This window comes from Serratia sp. CY37869, assembly GCF_052168895.1.
GTDB lineage: Bacteria > Pseudomonadota > Gammaproteobacteria > Enterobacterales > Enterobacteriaceae > Serratia > Serratia ureilytica.
On record NZ_JBJNLU010000001.1, the window covers coordinates 1,794,537 to 1,808,758 of the forward strand.

A 14,222-nucleotide genomic window follows, 5' to 3' on the forward strand; every position below is an offset into this window, starting at 1 on the left:
CAGCAAAAACGTGGGGGAATAACGGCGACTGAATCACGCTAAACATCACCCCGTCGCTTATTTACCTCATTGTGTGTAGTTTTTTTGTATCACTTCTTAATTATTGAACTCGCTGGGCATCGCCAGCAAAGCTTGCAGATTATCCACACCAACGCTGGGCCATAAAAAACCTTGCAGGCCTAAAACACCGGCGTATCTGAGTTTATTAAAGTACTCTTTTTTCTCTATTCCTCCGACGATCACGCCTTTACACAACAGGTTGATATTCTTTAACAACGAGTCGATGACCACGTCATACCCCTGATGGGTAAACAGCTGCCAGTAAAAACGCTTGTCTATCTTTACGTAGTCAAACAAACCATCGTACAACGCGGTCAGCGTGGCTTTACCGGAACCGAAATCATCAAGCCATAGCGTAAACAATTCGCTTAATCGCCGCACGCTCGTATTGTTCTTTCCGGCAGAAAGATTCGGAAAACTCTCACTCATTTCAAATGCAATAAAAGGATATTGCCGGATCCTCTGGCACAAGGCCGGATCGGAAAGAATAAGCTCGACGATGGTTTCTTCGATATTGATGGTCAACTGCACGCTGTTACCGGTAAACCAGGCAGCATGCTGCTCCGCCAGTCTCAATTGCTCATTAAATAACTCAATCCTTTGTTCAGGCGCCAATAAATTAATCCCAATTTCGGCCGGCATGGCTAAATCACCGTCGAGACTGTTGAAACGGCTCAACATTTCCACCGCCAACAGCCCACCCTCCATTGAGTAAACAGGTTGAAAAACATAGCTACTAATAAAGTCAGCTTCGAGTTGGATGTTCATTTTAATGCCACAGGATGAATGGCTAGCGTATCATCGTATATCAATATATTTTATCGATCAATCCTTCTGGGATTAATCGGAAATATCAATGCAAATGTTCGTAAAATATCATTTAATTGATAGATTAAAGCTATACGACAATCGCGAACGGCGCAAAGAAAAGCAGCCGCACTTATGCCATTTTTCTCGTTCGGCGCGTGATGCGAAAAGATATTTGGCTTAAGTGGAATGGATTTGAGGCCAAATTTGACTTATCTCCTTTGTTTTAATTAAGAAAAATCCTAAATAAAGTAAAATAATCTTTCTGACTTAACGCCAATTTTTCCGGCCGTTAACGATGACTGATTAAATTTAATAACGCATCAATTCCGCCCGTTATTCGCCGCATTGAAAACCTGAAAAAATGCCCACCTTGATTTTCAGAAAATCTGCGCTACGCCCAGCGAAACGTCGCTTTCAGCGATAAAAAAAGGGATGAGCACGCTCATCCCCTCGCAGCCAGACCGCCCGGCTAGCGGATGGTATCGCTCAGCCATTGCCGCAGCTCGGTCAATTCAGCCGCCTGTTGCGGATAGGCCGCCACCAGGCGGTCGCAGCAGGCGGCGACGGGCTCACTGCGGTACGCGCAGCCCACCAGCATGTCCGCCAACCGCTGTAGCGGCGCCGGATTCAGGCTGTCGGTGAATACCTGCGCACGAACAATTGTCCCCTTCTCGACATCGAAGAACAGGTCCACGCCGCCCCAGACGAAGCGTTCATTTAGCAGATGGCTGAACGCCGGCGCCTTGCCGAAATTCCATTCCCAACTGCTCTGTTTGGCGAACTGCGCGGCAAAATCGGGCAGATCGGGGAATACATCCGGCGAAATGATCTCCGGCTCGGCCGTCTCGCCATAGTGGGCGAAGAAGGCCTGCACGATCGCCTCACACACCTGCTCATGGCTGATGCCCGGCAAAAACTCCGCCAGGTTGGCGACGCGTGAACGCACCGAGGTGATGCCCTTGGCCTGCAGTTTTTTGGGATCCGGATTGAGGTAGTCCGCCAGCCGCTCCAGATCGGCATTCAGCAACAGCGTGCCGTGGTGGAAACCGCGATCCTGCGTTTCGCGATAGGCGGAGCCGGATATTTTGCGCGGCCCGTCGGCGGTTTCCATCACCAGGTCATTGCGCCCCGATGCGTCGGCCGTTACGCCCAACTGCCGCAGCGCTTGCAGAATGATGTTCGTAGAGACGCTTTTATCGTACCCCGGCTTGCCGGCCATAAAGGTGAAGCAGGTGTTGCCCAAATCGTGGAATACCGCCCCGCCGCCGCTGCTGCGCCGCGCCAGCCGAATGCCATCCTGTTCCATACGCCGGGTGTTGCACTCTTTCCAGGGGTTCTGCGACTGGCCGATCACCACCGTTTCGGCATTGCGCCACAGGAAGAGGATTTTTTGCGTGGTCATTTCGCGGAAGATGCACTCTTCCACCGCCAGGTTGAACCAGGGATCGTAGGAGTCGGAGATCAGTAAACGCAAACTGTTCATGGCAGGCACCGTTCAAAACACGTGATGCCGCCATGATACACCAAATCAACGGGTTAAGGCTAAATGCGCCGCGCCTGCCAGTACACCCGTTTCCAGTAAACGTTATCGAGCGAGGAGCGGATCACCCCGCGGCTGGTCGAAGCGTGGATAAATTGGTCGTTGGTATCGTAAATGCCGACGTGCAGACCGTTCTCACCGCCGCCGGTTTTGAAAAACACCAGATCGCCCGGCATCAGTTCGTCGCGCGAGACCTTGGTGCCCAGCGAGGTTTGCTCTTCGGTCGAACGGGGCAGCTGCATATCGAAGCGATCGCGGAACGTGCGGTAAACAAAGCCGGAGCAATCGACGCCGCCGCGATCCAGGCCGCCGTAACGGTATGGCGTGCCGTACCACTGGCGCAGTTGTTCATTGAGCTGAGCCACCACCACGATAGAATCCGCCAGGCGGCCGCTGGGTGGCGGCGCATGGCTGCTGCAACCGGCGAGGATTAAACTGGCTAATAAAAAACACACACGCATCCGCATAATATCCCTTCATTGAACACGTTGCCGCATTATGCCATTCGGTACACCACTACACTGCCTGCGAGGCAAAGCCGGCACCACGTAAGGAAAGCGCTATTTCGCGTTAATTTATCTCCCGCACGGGGAAAAAGGCAAGCGCCATGAGGGAGATAATAGCAGGATCGCCGGTTTTGGCCCTATTGCGGCGATTTGGTCTCGGATTTGCTGTTAATCAGCCAGACGCCGAACAGAATAAACAGCGTGCCCAACGTTTTCAGCAGCGTAGCGGATTCGTTAAACCACGGCAGGATCACCGCCGCCAGGTAAACCAGCGCATAGCTGACGCTCAGCAGAGGATAAGCGCGGTTTAACGGCAGATGGCGCAGCGCAAAGAACCAACACAGCATCGACAGCGCATAGCCAAAGATGCCGCCGCCCACCGCCAGCAGCGGCAGCCAGTAGTCGCCGATCAGCGTCAGCGAGACATCGGCGAACGACATCAGCGGGATCTGAACCATGCCCCACTTCATCAGCAACTGCGCCAGCGTCACCAGCAGTACGCTGGCGGCGCCCCAGGCATAGCCCTTCATGAATGCACGCTCATCAGCAGGATCCCCAGCATAATCGACGCCACGCCACACCAATGGCGCGCGGTCGTCGGCTCATGAAACAGCCAGCGCGCGGCCAGCGTCACCATCACGAAGTTAAGGCTGAGCATCGGGTAAGCCAGGCTGAGCGGCAGGCGTTGCAGCACATTGAGCCACACCGCCATGCCCAGCCCCAGCAACAGCACCGCCAGCGCCAGCCAACGCAGCGTCTGCTTGAGCCGCGCCTCGTCCGCCCGTTCCCAGCAGTGCGCCGCCTGCTTCTGGCACAGCTGCCCACCACAGGTGAGCAGACTGACCACTATCACCAACAGAAAACCGATCATGGTTGCTGTTTATACCACATCAGCACCAGACGGTTCATGCGATCCACCTTGTCTGCGGCAGGCAGTTCCTGCGGCAGCGCTTCGCCGCGGGAGAGCTGCAACACCAGCGACACATTCCCCTGCTTGCGCGCCTGCGCCAGCCACTGCGGGAAGTCGGCGTCGCTGATCAGGTGCCCTTTGGCGTCCGGATACTCCAGACCATAGGCCACCTCGCCTTTCTGGCTGTACATCAACACGTCGCTGCGCTTGAGTTCCCAGGCCAGGCCGGCCGCCAGCCCGACGCTGTCGCTCAACACAAAGCGGCTGTCGCTCAGTTCGGCCATGGTTGCGCGGGCGAAGTTTTGCGGCAGTTTGGAATCGGTCACCTGTTGCGGGATGGCGTAACCAATCACCAGGCACAGCAACACCGGGCAAGCCGCCGCCCAGCGCCATTGGCGGCCGTTATCGCGCGCGGAGACCAGCGCGAACAGCAGCCAACCGCCGAACGCGATCAGGCCGAGAACCACTTTCGGCCACTCCTGCGGAGTAAACAGATGCGCTTTCGGCAGCAAACCGGCGCTCAACACCACCAGCGCCACGATGCCAATCAGCCCGAACAAGCCGTTCAGCCAGGCGTTGGCCTTAAACAGCCTGGCGCGCAGCGTGGCGGCATAGTCTTCCGCATAGGCGGTCATCAGCAGCGCCAGCGGCGCCATGCACGGCAGAATATAGGTCGGCAGCTTGCCTTTGGCGATGCTGAAGAAGATCAGCGGCATCATCGCCCAGCTCAGCAGGAAGAACAGCTCCGGGCGCTGCACGCGTTCGCGCCAACCTTTGAGCAGCGCGCCGGGCAGCAGCGCCAGCCACGGCAACACCGCCGCCAGCAGGATCGGCAGGTAATACCAGAATGGCGCCTTGTGCTGGGCGTTATCTTCGGCGAAGCGCTGAATGTGTTCGACCCAGAAGAAGTAATTCCAGAAATCGGGCTCACGTTGCGCGATCGCCAGCGCCCACGGCAGGCTGAGCAATGTGGCGGTCACGATCGCCACCGGGCCGTAGCACAGCAGATCCTTGATGCGACGTTGCTGAATGACAATCGGGATCACCGCGATCACCGGCACCGCCAGCGCCAGGAAGCCCTTGGTCATAAAGCCCATGCCGCAGGCCAAGCCCAGCAAGGCGTAGGCGCCCAGCTTGCCTTTGACCGAGGTGGCTTTCAGCGTCAGGTAATAGCTGACCATCGCCGCCGCCAGCCACAACGAAATCATCGGATCCAGCACACTGTAGGTACCGATGCTGAACACCAGCACCATCGACAGGAACATCAGCATCGCCAGGCTGGCGCGGCGCGCATTGCGCCACATCAGCATCGCCAGCGCGAACACCAGCAGCGCGGTCATGCCGGTGCTGAACACCGAGCCGAACCGCACCGCAAAGTTGTTTTCCCCGAACAGCCACTGGCTGATGTTATTGAACCAGTATCCCGCAACCGGCTTCTCGAAATAGCGCAGCCCCAGCAGGTGCGGCACCACCCAATCGCCGCGTTGCAGCATTTCACGACTGATCTCGGCATAACGCGTTTCATCCGGCTGCCACAGCAGGCGACCGTTAAGCGGGATCAGATAGACCAGAGCAAAAAAAACGGCCAGCAGAATGGCCCAGGATCCTTTTAGCGCCTTCATGTAACGTCCTTCACATCGGTTTGACAGCCCAGCCAACCTTCGCGGCCGGGGAAAGGAGCGCGCTTGATGCGGCCCAACGGCAGTGACGCCAAATCTTGCGGTAACAGCGCGCTCAGCGGGCAGAATTCGATGCCCTGCTGCCGTGCGCGTTGCAATAACTGTTCGAACATCGCCGCTTGCGACATGCCTTCCACTTCGGTGTGAATGGTGTACACCGGTACGCCGCGATCGTTCTCGATGGCGCGCAGAATGTAGTCGTTGAAGTCGGCCATGCTGACTTCGCTGCCGATCACTTCGTCGAAAGTCGGCAACGTCACCGGGATCTGCACCGTACCGTGACGCCCGTCGCTCAGCACCGGACGGAATGGATGGGTGCCGCGGCAATCGCTGTTGTAATGGAAGCCGAAGCGCTGCTTGACCTCCAGCACGCGCGTGTCGGCACGCCACCCTGCTACGGCGGAGCATTTCACCGGCTGGCCGGTGCTGGCGCTCAGGGCATCGACGCCCCGCTGCACCTGTTCGGTCAGCTGCGCCTCGCTCCACTTGCCGACGTTGGCCTGCCATCCCTGGTGATCCCAGGCATGCAGCCCGACTTCATGGCCGGCTTCGGCGGTGCGCTTCATCAGCGGCCCCAGCGCGCGTGAAATGTTGCGCCCCGGCCACGCGGTGCCGGCCAGCAGAATATCCAGACCGTACAGCGAAGCGGCGTTCGAGCGCAGCATTTTCCACAGAAATTTCGGACGCAAAAGGCGCCAAAGATGGCGCCCCATGTTGTCCGGTCCCACGCTGAAGAAGAAGCTGGCCTGAATGTCGTACTTGTCGAACAGGTCCAGCAACTGCGGCACCCCTTCACGGGTGCCGCTGAAGGTATCTACATCAACCCGCAGACCGACTTTCTTCATGCATCGTTCCCTTCCTGAACGGTAGTGCGCAGGAAGTAGTCCAGCGTATCGGCGACGGTTTGCTTCATCTCGATGGTCGGCTGCCAGCCCAGCAGGCGGCGCGCGTTTTTGATGCTCGGCGTGCGGTGCTCGACGTCCTGGTAACCTTTACCGTAGTAGCTGCTGCTCTCCACGTCCTTGAAGCCGGCAAACGGCGGGAAGCGGTCGCGCAGCGGGTGGTTGTTGAAGCTTTCCAGCAGCATTTCCGCCAGCTCGCGAATGCTCGCTTCGTTGGTCGGGTTGCCGATGTTGACGATCTGACCGTCGCACAGGCCGTCGCGGTTCTCAATGATGCGGAACAGCGCTTCGATGCCGTCGTTGATGTCGGTGAAGCAACGCTTCTGTGCGCCGCCGTCCATCAGTTTGATCGGCGAACCTTCTACCAGGTTGAGGATCAGCTGGGTGATGGCGCGGGAAGAACCGATGCGCGCGGCGTCCAGGTTATCCAGACGCGGCCCCATCCAGTTGAACGGACGGAACAGCGTGAACTTCAGGCCTTCTTTGGCGCCGTAAGCCCAGATCACCCGATCCAGCAGCTGTTTGGAGACCGAGTAGATCCAGCGTTGTTTGTTGATTGGCCCGACGATCAGACGAGAATGGTCTTCATCGAACTCTTTGTCGTCGCACATGCCGTACACTTCGGAGGTGGACGGGAAGATGATGCGCTTGTTGTATTTCACGCAGTCGCGAACGATCTTCAGGTTCTCTTCGAAGTCCAGCTCGAACACGCGCAGCGGGTTACGGGTGTATTCGATCGGCGTCGCGATCGCCACCAGCGGCAGCACCACGTCGCATTTCTTGATGTGATACTCGATCCACTCGGAGTGGATGCTGATGTCGCCTTCCACGAAGTGGAAACGCGGGTTGTCGAGGAAGCGGCTGATGGCGTCAGAGCCGATATCCAGACCGTAGATGTCGTAACGATCGTCGCGCAGCAGACGCTCGGTCAGGTGGTTGCCGATGAAACCGTTGACCCCGAGGATCAGCACGCGGGTGCGGCGTTTCATCACGGCGTTAGGCTTGGCGGCCAGACGCACGTCGGTGACGATGCCCATTTCCTGCGCCAGGCGGCTGCCCTGCACGTACAGGCCACTTTCGTTCTGCCCGGCGACGATTTCCAGCGCGCCTTCGCCACAGGCGATGACCAGCGGGGCGGTGCTCAGCACGGTGCCCGGTTGTTTATCGTGTTGGGTATCCAGCACGCGGGAACGCCAGACGATCAGCTTGCGCTGGCCGAGGTAGCTGAATGCCCCCGGGTACGGTTCAGTGACGGCGCGCACCAGGTTGTTGATCTCTTTGGCGGATTTGTGCCACAAGATCTCGCCGTCCGCCGCGGTGCGGCGCCCGAAGTAGCTGGCCTGAGACTCATCCTGCTTGGTGAAGGTGGCGGTGCCGTTCTTCAGCTTCGGCAGTTGCTCTTTCAACACGGCCTGCGCGGCTTCCAGCACTTTTTTGTGCAGCGTCAGCGCGGTGTCGTTGTCGGCGATAGCCACTTTCTGCTGGCCCACAATGTCGCCGGCGTCAGGGCGTTTCACCATTTTGTGCAGGGTGGCGCCGGTTTCGGTTTCGCCATTCACCAACGCCCAGTTCACCGGCGCGCGGCCACGGTAGCGCGGCAGCAGCGAACCATGCAGGTTGAAACCGCCCAACGGGGCCAGCGACAAGATCTCGTCGCTCAGCATGTGACGATAGTAGAACGAGAAGATCACGTCCGGCTGCAGTTCGCGAATGCGATCAACCCACAGCGGGTGGTTCACGTCTTCCGGCGCATAGACCGGCAGATCCAATTCGGCGCCCAAACGGGCCACGGAGGAGAAGAAGTTGTTCTCACCTGGGTCGTCGGTGTGCGTGAACACAGCCTGCACGTCATAACCCGCCTCAGTCAGCGCTTTCAGACCTGCGCAGCCAATATCATGGTAAGCAAATACAATAGCTTTCATCATTCTTCTTCCTGAGTATTGTGGTCTTGCTGTACGCCGACCACTTTCTGAACAAAATAGCGAGGACGTGCGCGCACGTCGGTATAGATGCGGCCGATGTATTCACCCAGCAGCCCCATGCCGACAAACTGGGCGCCGATAAAGGTGAACAGGACGGCGAAAAGCGTGAACACGCCGCCGGCGGCCCATTCAGGGCCGAGCAGCAGACGCAGCGCGATCAGCACCAGCGCCAACACGAACCCGGACAGCGCCACGATGCTGCCGACCACGCTGAGCAAACGCAGCGGCGTAGTGGTCAGACAGGTGATCAGGTCATACATCAGGTTGATCAGCTTCATCAGGCTGTATTTGGAGTCGCCGAACTCGCGCTCGGCGTGACGCACGTCGATCTCGGTCGTGCGACGGGCGAAGGTATTCGCCAGGATCGGGATGAAGGTGCTGCGCTCATGACAGTGCAGCATCGCCTCAACGATATGACGACGGTAGGCGCGCAGCATGCAGCCGTAGTCCCCCATCGATTTGCCGGTGGCGCGTTGAATCATCATGTTGATTACGCGCGAAGCGCTTTTGCGGAACCAGGAGTCCTGACGGTTGGCGCGCACGGTGCCCACCACGTCATAGCCCTCTTCCGCCACGCTGACCAGCCGAGGGATTTCCTCCGGCGGGTTCTGCAGATCGGCGTCAAGGGTAATCACCAGATCGCCGGTCACCTGATTGAAACCGGCCATGATCGCCGAATGTTGGCCATAGTTGCGGTTAAGCAGGACGGCAATCACGTGACTGTCCGGCTTTTCGGCCGCTGCGGTCAGCATGTCAGCGGAGTTGTCGCTGCTGCCATCGTCGACGAGAATGATTTCATAAGGTTGGGATAACTGCTTACAGGCGGCGGTAGTGCGCTCCAGCAACGCAGGCAGGCTTTCCTGCTCGTTGTATACCGGGATGACTATCGACACTTTTTTGATCGGTTCAACGCGAGACACGTAAAGACTCCACAACAGAAGACAAGGCATTGACCACGCGATCCACATCGGCGTCGGTCATATCAGGGAATAGCGGTAAGGTGCACAGCCGCGCCGAGTTCCATTCGGTATTCGGCAACGACAGCTGCGGATAGCGCTCACGGTAGAATTTCTGGGTGTGCGCGGCACGGAAATGCAGCCCGGTGCCGATGCCAACCTCTTTCAGGCGCTCCATCAGCTGGTCGCGATCGAGGCCGCAGCGCTCGGGATCGACGCGCACCATAAACAGGTGCCAGGCGTGGTCATGCGGATAATCCGGCACGCCCAACGGCTGGAACGGAGAGCCTTCCAGCGCGCTCAGGTAGCGCTGCGCCAGCGCCTTACGGCGCGCGTTCAGCTCGGCGAAGCGCGAAAGTTGCACCACGGCGATCGCCGCGTGAATGTCGGACAGGTTGTATTTGTACCCCGGCTCCACCACTTCGGCCTGCGGTTTGCGGCCCAGCTGCTGGCGATCGAAGGCATCGACGGCCAGGCCGTGGAACTTCAGGCAACGCAGGCGATCCGCCAGCGCATCGTCGTCGGTGGCGATCAGGCCGCCTTCGGCGCAGGTCACGTTCTTAATCGCGTGGAACGAGAAAATCGCCGTGCCGCGCGCGCCGACCCATTCGCCGTTGTAACGCGTGCCAACCGCATGGGCGGCGTCTTCGATCAGCGGCAGACGATGGCGTTCGGCCACGGCGCGCAAAGCGTCCATCTGCAGGGGGGCGCCGGCATAATGCACCGGAATAATCGCTCTGGTTTTCGGGGTGATGGCAGCCTCGACGTCGGCGGCGCTGACCATCAAGGTCTCACGGTCAACGTCGATCATCACCGGCGTAGCGCCCAGCAGTTCGATCATGTTGAGGGTGGAAACCCAGGTTTGGGAAGGGGTGATGACTTCATCGCCGGGCCCCACGCCCAGCGCCATCAAAGTGATGTGCATGCCCGCTGTGGCGGAACTGACGGCGATGGCGTGCTTACAGCCGAAGGTGGAACAGAAGTCGCTTTCCAGTTGCTGATTTTGCGGGCCGGTGGTGATCCAACCGGAACGCAACACTTTCTCTACCGCGGCGATTTCTTCGTCGCCGATGGCTGGACGAGAGAAAGGTAAAAATTGATCCATAGTTAACCCCAAACGTATCGGACTGCTTTTGATGACACTGTAAATCCCTTTCGTTTAACGAATATTAAACGCCAGAGAAGAATCGTTTCCGTGGATTAACTGTCAATGTAAGGCCGCAAGCTTAACTAAACCTTAAGACGAGACTTATCATCAGTGGGAGAACTGATAGGAAGGTGCCGTCATCATTAATATAATTTTATTATGTAAATCAAATTCTTATATTTTTTAATAATTACTTACGTATTTTATTTTTGCCGAATCAAGCGTAGCACGTCATCGACGTTTTTCAAGAAAATCGGTATGAAAATGAGAAACCGCACAATATTCGCCGATGCTTATCTGACTATTTATATTCACTATGTTTAGTTTCCGTTTACGTTGCGCCCCGCCGACTGGGTTAATTAAGCCGTGCGGGTCATGATCCAACGCTGGTCCCCTACCCATTGCAGCTGGAAATCCACTTCATAAATCTGCGACAGCAGCGCGGGCGCCATCACCTCACGCGTGACGCCCTGCGCCACCAGCCGGCCGGCATGCAGCAACCAAACCCGATCGGCCTGCTGCAGGGTGTGATTCAGATCGTGCGCGCATACCAGCGCGCTGCGCCCGCTCTGGCAGAATTCGCGCAGCAGGCGATCCAGCGCGACTTTCTGCGCCACATCCAGGCTGTTGGTCGGCTCATCCAGCAACAACAGGCGGCTGTGCGGATTGACGCTGGGCCACACCTGCAGCAAGACCGCCGCAAGCCGCACCCGTTGCCATTCTCCTCCAGAAAGCTGCGTCAGCATGCGTGACAGCTTATCCACCAGCTTCAACCGCCGGCACAGATAGAGGATGGCGTGCTCCACATCGGTTTGCGTCGCCGCCGCAGGCCGGTGCAGCGCCAAATACTGAAACACCGGCATCAGCGACACCGGCGGCTGTTGCTGGCTGAGGTAACCCCGCCGGGACGCCAGTTCGCTCCCCGGATAATCGGAGAGCGCGCGTCCGTCCAGACGAACCTCGCCCAGCCCCGGCAGCATGCCCGCCACCCGCGCCAGCAGAGTGCTCTTCCCGGCGCCATTTGGGCCGATCAGGTGAACCTGCAACCCGCCGTCAATCTGTGCCGAAAAAGGCGCCAGGCGCCCCGCCACCCCAACCTCAACGAGTTGCAGCATTCGCCTTACCCTGCCAGTGCTTGTTTCACCGCTGCCACCAGCGCCGGATCTTCCGGCGTGGTGTCCGGCGAGAAGCGCTGGATCACCGTGCCGTCGCGCGCGATGAGGAATTTCTCGAAGTTCCACAAAATATCGCCGGCGTGCTTCGGCGCACGCCCTTTGCTGGTCATCCGCGCCAGGAACTCGCTGCCCTGCGGCGCGACAGCAGCCGGCTGCGCGGCAATCAGCGCCTGATACAGCGGATGACGGTGTTCGCCGTTCACCTCAATCTTGGCGAACATCGGGAATTGCACGCCGAAAGTGCCGCGGCAAAACGCCAGGATCTCTTCGTTGCTGCCCGGCTCCTGCCCCAGGAATTCATTGGACGGGAACCCCAGCACTTCCAACCCCCGATCGCGATAGGTTTCGTACAGCGCTTCCAGCCCTTCATATTGCTTCGTCAGGCCGCACTCCGAGGCCACGTTGACCACCAGCAGCACCTTGCCCTGATAGGCCCCCAGCGTGGTAGCCTGATTTTCGATGGTCTGTAACGGCAGGTTATAAATTGGATTGCTCATCGGTTGTCATCCTGTAGTTTAATGGCAGGTGAATGAAGAAAACTACCTTACGCCTTTTGCCCGGGTCAGTAACCAGATAAATAGCGGCGTTCCCAGCGTAGCGGTCACCACGCCGATCGGCAGTTCGGCCGCCAGCAGCGCAACGCGGGCAATCACATCGGCCACCAGCAACACGCCGGCCCCCGCCAGCGCGCAGGCCGGCAACAGATAGCGTTGGTCGGTCAGGCCGGTGAGCCGCAAAATATGCGGGATCACCAGCCCTACGAAGCCGATCACCCCGGCGAGCGCCACGCTGACGCCCACCAGCCAGCCGATCGCCAGCACCAGCAGGTTGCGCCACAGATGCAGCGACAGCCCGAGCTGCCGCGCCTGCACCTCGCCCAGCGCCATCAGGTTAAGCGCTCGCCCCTGGCCGCACAGCCACAGCAGCACCGGCAGCAGCGCCAACACCAGCCACTTTTGGCGCCAGTCGACGCCGCCGAAGCCCCCCATCATCCAGTACATCAACTGCCGCAGATCGAGGCTGGTGCTGAAATAGACCGCCCAGGTCATCAGCGCGCTGCACACGATGCCCAGCGCCACTCCCACCAGCAACAGCCGCGCATTGGTCAGGCGGCGCCGGCGAGCGAAGCTCAGCAGCAAGAACGTCATCGCCAGCGCGCCTGCTATCGCGGCGGCGCTCATCAGCGCTACCGGCAGCAGACCGTGGCCCAGCAGCACCGTCAGCACCAGCGCGACGCCGGCGCCGTTCGCCACCCCCAGCAGGCCAGGTTCCGCCAACGGGTTTTCAAACAGCGCCTGCATCACCGCCCCGGCTACCGCCAGGGCTGCGCCGACCAACATCACCGCCAGCGCACGCGGCAATCGCAGTTGCCAGACGAACAGCTGCGCCCGATCGCTGAACCATTCTGACGGCCATATCCATCGATCGCCGGCGCAAAGGCTAAACAGCAATGCCAGCACCACACCCAGCGCCAACAGAATGACCTGGCGTTTATCGCGGTAACGTTGATGTTGCAACAGTAAGGTGAAGGTACGGCTGGTTGGCATGGCGCGGCGATTCCCTGCCGGCCGCTGTCGTGGCCGGATAATTGACGTCTGAGTCAAATATTAGGGGGTTAACGCCGCAAGGGGAAGCCTTGCGTAAGCGATGGCGCAGGAAAGCAGCGGCTGGCCCTGCCCGTCATCGCCAGGATGATGGCAAAACCAGCCGCCGATAAACTCAGGGGTTAACGATGCTGACCGGGGTTGCCCTGCGGATAGGGCCGGCCGCGGCCGTCATCGCGTCGGTCATGGTCGCCGCGATCGTCATGATCACGATTATCGCGATCGCCGTGGAAAGGATTGCCGCTGCGCGCCGGCTCGCGATGCTCATAGCCGCGCGGCGGCGAAGGCTGCCAGCGCCCGCCGTCCCAGTACAGGCCGCGCGCATTGCGCTCCCCTAAACCGCGGCCCTGGTGTGCATGCCACCATTGCGGGGGACGCCAGTCGTAGCCATCCCAGTAGTAGCCGCGGCGGTCCTGATCCCCCAAATGCAGGGAAACGCCCGGCACGTTGATATCGACAGAGACATCGGCCTGTGCCGCCAGCGGCAGCAACAGCGGAAAACACACCAGCAACAGGATCTTTTTCATTTTGCCTTCTCACTCTATTTTTCTTGCTGCAGTGGTTATATCAGTGCGCTTATTTAGCGACTATCTCACCGGTGCCTATTTTCAGATCGTTTTCGACGGCCTTACACAATCCCGACACTGTTTGCCGACGTCTTTAATTATTATTGCCTCTGCCAAGGCTTAACGAATAACTGACATCGCTTAAGCGGCGCGACAATGATAATTAAACGGATCCCCACCGGAGGATAATAAGATGATTAAACGACTCGGTATGCTGCTGGCCGTGGTCGCCCTGGCCTCAACCCTTAGCGCCTGTTGCTGGGGCCCTCACGGAGGCGGCGGCCACCGTGGCGATGGCCCTGGCCATTATTACGGCCGTTATTGAAGTGAGAAATAAAAGCCACGCATTACATGAAATAAGATATAAGAATATTCCGCAATTAAG

General features: G+C 58.7%; 14 protein-coding genes. All 14 read right to left on the bottom strand.

The window, feature by feature from the left end; genetic code table 11:
* Nucleotides 1-96 precede the first annotated feature (96 nt).
* The 14 genes from ACJ8J1_RS08565 to ACJ8J1_RS08630 all read right to left on the bottom strand — a co-directional run bounded on the left by ACJ8J1_RS08565 (nt 97) and on the right by ACJ8J1_RS08630 (nt 13,798).
* Nucleotides 97-828: an EAL domain-containing protein gene (locus tag ACJ8J1_RS08565; protein WP_033642891.1), complete on the bottom strand. Its 732-nt coding sequence runs from the start codon at nt 826-828 to the stop codon at nt 97-99.
* Between the two features lie 511 nt (nt 829-1,339).
* Nucleotides 1,340-2,353 carry a lipoate--protein ligase A gene (locus tag ACJ8J1_RS08570; protein ID WP_033642890.1) on the bottom strand — a complete coding sequence of 338 codons (1,014 nt, stop codon included), beginning with the start codon at nt 2,351-2,353 and terminating at the stop codon, nt 1,340-1,342.
* 59 nt (nt 2,354-2,412) lie between these two features.
* Nucleotides 2,413-2,871 (bottom strand): NlpC/P60 family protein, encoded by a 459-nt coding sequence (locus tag ACJ8J1_RS08575; RefSeq protein ID WP_080273408.1) that lies wholly within the window; start codon nt 2,869-2,871, stop codon nt 2,413-2,415.
* A 182-nt stretch (nt 2,872-3,053) separates the two neighbouring features.
* Nucleotides 3,054-3,446 carry a 4-amino-4-deoxy-L-arabinose-phosphoundecaprenol flippase subunit ArnF gene (gene arnF, locus ACJ8J1_RS08580; protein WP_033642888.1) on the bottom strand — a complete coding sequence of 131 codons (393 nt, stop codon included), beginning with the start codon at nt 3,444-3,446 and terminating at the stop codon, nt 3,054-3,056.
* Nucleotides 3,443-3,787 carry a 4-amino-4-deoxy-L-arabinose-phosphoundecaprenol flippase subunit ArnE gene (arnE, locus tag ACJ8J1_RS08585; protein ID WP_033642887.1) on the bottom strand — a complete coding sequence of 115 codons (345 nt, stop codon included), beginning with the start codon at nt 3,785-3,787 and terminating at the stop codon, nt 3,443-3,445. The genes arnF and arnE overlap by 4 nt, the downstream gene beginning before the upstream one ends.
* Complete coding sequence (gene arnT, locus ACJ8J1_RS08590) at nt 3,784-5,448, bottom strand: lipid IV(A) 4-amino-4-deoxy-L-arabinosyltransferase (RefSeq protein ID WP_033642886.1); 1,665 nt, start codon at nt 5,446-5,448, stop codon at nt 3,784-3,786. Before arnT ends, arnE begins: the two co-directional genes overlap by 4 nt.
* Nucleotides 5,445-6,350: a 4-deoxy-4-formamido-L-arabinose-phosphoundecaprenol deformylase gene (arnD, locus tag ACJ8J1_RS08595; RefSeq protein ID WP_033642885.1), complete on the bottom strand. Its 906-nt coding sequence runs from the start codon at nt 6,348-6,350 to the stop codon at nt 5,445-5,447. Before arnD ends, arnT begins: the two co-directional genes overlap by 4 nt.
* Nucleotides 6,347-8,329 (bottom strand): bifunctional UDP-4-amino-4-deoxy-L-arabinose formyltransferase/UDP-glucuronic acid oxidase ArnA, encoded by a 1,983-nt coding sequence (arnA, locus tag ACJ8J1_RS08600; protein WP_033644264.1) that lies wholly within the window; start codon nt 8,327-8,329, stop codon nt 6,347-6,349. Before arnA ends, arnD begins: the two co-directional genes overlap by 4 nt.
* Nucleotides 8,329-9,309: an undecaprenyl-phosphate 4-deoxy-4-formamido-L-arabinose transferase gene (arnC, locus tag ACJ8J1_RS08605; protein WP_033642884.1), complete on the bottom strand. Its 981-nt coding sequence runs from the start codon at nt 9,307-9,309 to the stop codon at nt 8,329-8,331. The genes arnA and arnC overlap by 1 nt, the downstream gene beginning before the upstream one ends.
* Entirely contained in the window at nt 9,296-10,450 is a 1,155-nt protein-coding gene (gene arnB / locus ACJ8J1_RS08610; RefSeq protein ID WP_033642883.1) for a UDP-4-amino-4-deoxy-L-arabinose aminotransferase, read from the bottom strand. The genes arnC and arnB overlap by 14 nt, the downstream gene beginning before the upstream one ends.
* 401 nt (nt 10,451-10,851) lie before the next feature.
* Entirely contained in the window at nt 10,852-11,607 is a 756-nt protein-coding gene (btuD, locus tag ACJ8J1_RS08615; RefSeq protein ID WP_033642882.1) for a vitamin B12 ABC transporter ATP-binding protein BtuD, read from the bottom strand.
* A 5-nt stretch (nt 11,608-11,612) separates the two neighbouring features.
* Nucleotides 11,613-12,164 (bottom strand): glutathione peroxidase, encoded by a 552-nt coding sequence (locus ACJ8J1_RS08620; protein ID WP_033642881.1) that lies wholly within the window; start codon nt 12,162-12,164, stop codon nt 11,613-11,615.
* A gap of 42 nt (nt 12,165-12,206) precedes the next feature.
* Complete coding sequence (gene btuC / locus ACJ8J1_RS08625) at nt 12,207-13,214, bottom strand: vitamin B12 ABC transporter permease BtuC (protein WP_033642880.1); 1,008 nt, start codon at nt 13,212-13,214, stop codon at nt 12,207-12,209.
* Nucleotides 13,215-13,393: 179 nt separating this feature from the next.
* Nucleotides 13,394-13,798, bottom strand: a complete 405-nt coding sequence (locus ACJ8J1_RS08630; RefSeq protein ID WP_033642879.1) for a DUF2502 domain-containing protein — start codon at nt 13,796-13,798, stop codon at nt 13,394-13,396.
* Nucleotides 13,799-14,222: the final 424 nt, after the last annotated feature.

What these genes read in the sequence shown, in the direction of transcription:
- arnB (WP_033642883.1), bottom strand. Translation starts at nt 10,450, where the DNA reads ATGGATCAATTTTTACCTTTCTCTCGTCCAGCCATCGGCGACGAAGAA.
- ACJ8J1_RS08620 (WP_033642881.1), bottom strand. Translation starts at nt 12,164, where the DNA reads ATGAGCAATCCAATTTATAACCTGCCGTTACAGACCATCGAAAATCAG.
- ACJ8J1_RS08565 (WP_033642891.1), bottom strand. Translation starts at nt 828, where the DNA reads ATGAACATCCAACTCGAAGCTGACTTTATTAGTAGCTATGTTTTTCAA.
- ACJ8J1_RS08575 (WP_080273408.1), bottom strand. Translation starts at nt 2,871, where the DNA reads ATGCGTGTGTGTTTTTTATTAGCCAGTTTAATCCTCGCCGGTTGCAGC.
- ACJ8J1_RS08630 (WP_033642879.1), bottom strand. Translation starts at nt 13,798, where the DNA reads ATGAAAAAGATCCTGTTGCTGGTGTGTTTTCCGCTGTTGCTGCCGCTG.
- arnT (WP_033642886.1), bottom strand. Translation starts at nt 5,448, where the DNA reads ATGAAGGCGCTAAAAGGATCCTGGGCCATTCTGCTGGCCGTTTTTTTT.
- arnF (WP_033642888.1), bottom strand. Translation starts at nt 3,446, where the DNA reads ATGAAGGGCTATGCCTGGGGCGCCGCCAGCGTACTGCTGGTGACGCTG.
- arnE (WP_033642887.1), bottom strand. Translation starts at nt 3,787, where the DNA reads ATGATCGGTTTTCTGTTGGTGATAGTGGTCAGTCTGCTCACCTGTGGT.
- arnA (WP_033644264.1), bottom strand. Translation starts at nt 8,329, where the DNA reads ATGAAAGCTATTGTATTTGCTTACCATGATATTGGCTGCGCAGGTCTG.
- ACJ8J1_RS08570 (WP_033642890.1), bottom strand. Translation starts at nt 2,353, where the DNA reads ATGAACAGTTTGCGTTTACTGATCTCCGACTCCTACGATCCCTGGTTC.
- btuC (WP_033642880.1), bottom strand. Translation starts at nt 13,214, where the DNA reads ATGCCAACCAGCCGTACCTTCACCTTACTGTTGCAACATCAACGTTAC.
- btuD (WP_033642882.1), bottom strand. Translation starts at nt 11,607, where the DNA reads ATGCTGCAACTCGTTGAGGTTGGGGTGGCGGGGCGCCTGGCGCCTTTT.
- arnD (WP_033642885.1), bottom strand. Translation starts at nt 6,350, where the DNA reads ATGAAGAAAGTCGGTCTGCGGGTTGATGTAGATACCTTCAGCGGCACC.